This window comes from Pseudanabaena biceps PCC 7429 (assembly GCF_000332215.1).
In the GTDB taxonomy this organism is placed as follows: domain Bacteria; phylum Cyanobacteriota; class Cyanobacteriia; order Pseudanabaenales; family Pseudanabaenaceae; genus Pseudanabaena; species Pseudanabaena biceps.
Map to the genome: position 1 here is coordinate 1 of NZ_ALWB01000307.1, position 1,514 is coordinate 1,514.

General features: G+C 42.3%; 1 protein-coding gene. It reads left to right on the forward strand.

The genetic code is table 11. The features are described from left to right. Positions 1–87: 87 nt before the first annotated feature. Entirely contained in the window at positions 88–1,446 is a 1,359-nt protein-coding gene (tnpC, locus tag PSE7429_RS21360) for an IS66 family transposase (RefSeq protein ID WP_009629452.1), read from the forward strand. The last annotated feature ends 68 nt before the right edge of the window (positions 1,447–1,514 follow it).

Consider the following 1,514-nt stretch of genomic DNA (forward strand, 5'->3'; position numbering starts at 1 on the left):
GGGTTATTTGGGTTTTTATATTTAATTGCGCGTAATTGCTCAACCAAGGGAAATTGACAAAAAGGCAAAAGCTGATAAATTAAAGATATGAAGGAGTTACCGAACCTAAAGGAACTAACAGACGAGGCAAAAGAAGCCTTGATAGTGAAGCTATGGGAAGAACTACAAAAGCTACAGAAACAGCTAGAAAAGAAACCAAAGAAGACCTCAAAGAATTCGAGTTTACCTCCAGCGAAAGGATTTAAAGCCGAGACCGATAATCCAGAAGAGGGAAGTGTGAGCAAGCGAGTAGGTAGCATAGGTCGGGAAGGAGGAGGTCGTCAACTGAGTGAAAATCCAGACCAAACGATTAAAGCGATAGTAAAAAGCTGTGCAGAATGTGGGAAAGAGATCGCCGAATCGATGCAGGTATTACTGGAACGATACGACAAAATCGACATACCACCAATCAAACCAATCGTGACTAGAATCGAAAGATATGGATGTAAGTGTGAGCATTGCGGACAAGAACAAATAGCAACAGTACCAGTAAGCATGGAAGCAGGCAGTCCCTTTGGAGATCGAATCGCCGCCCTAGTAACAACGATGAGATACAGTCACGGGATTAGCTATGGAAGAATGCAGCAAATGCTGAGTGAAGTATTTGGGTTAGAGATATCAGAAGGAGCAATCGCGAACCTATTAACAAGGGTAAAAGGACAACTAGAGTCCGAAGTGACAGGAATACTCCAAGCACTGAAAACATCTCGTCTAGTATGCAGTGACGAAACCAGTGCAAGGGTAAATGGCAAAAATCAATGGGAATGGGTATTCCAGAACGAGCAAGTATGTTTTCATATCATCCGACCTTCTAGAGGTGCAGATGTGATTACCGAAGTAATGGGAGAACATCAACCAGAGGTATGGGTATCAGATTTGTTTAGCGCTCAAAAGACCAATCCAGCGACAGAATGGCAAGTTTGTCTCGCTCATCAACTCCGAGATTGTCAGTATGGTATTGATGCAGGAGACCATATTTTCTCTGGCAGGATGAAAAAGCTGCTGCTACGCGCTTTTGTGCTGCGAAAGCGATGGTCGGATTTAGCTGACTCTACCCGTTATCAATATCGATGTCGATTGTATCGAGACCTCGACAGTATTCTAGCTTTGTTACCGACTCAAGATGACGGACTCAGGCTAAAAAAGCGATATCTAAAGTTACGAGAAAACCTATTCCTGTTTTTGGATGACCCCACGATTCCGCCAACCAATAACTCTAGCGAACAGGCTTTGCGTTGGAGTGTAATTTTTAGAAAAGTTACGAACGGGTTTCGCTCTGATTGGGGACGTGACTTATTTGCAGATGTTCGTTCCATTGTCAATACTGGCAAAAGACAAGGATTTTCCGCTTTTGAGTCCATTCTTATTGCTTTAAATCCTCTCAAATCCTTATTCTCTATGTGTTGAGCAATTACGGAAAATTAGCATATATTTACAAGCATAGAAAGAATCTACATGTTTGTGAAGAAACTGGA

Coding starts and splice junctions, on each gene's coding strand:
- tnpC (WP_009629452.1), top strand. CDS start 88: ATGAAGGAGTTACCGAACCTAAAGGAACTAACAGACGAGGCAAAAGAA.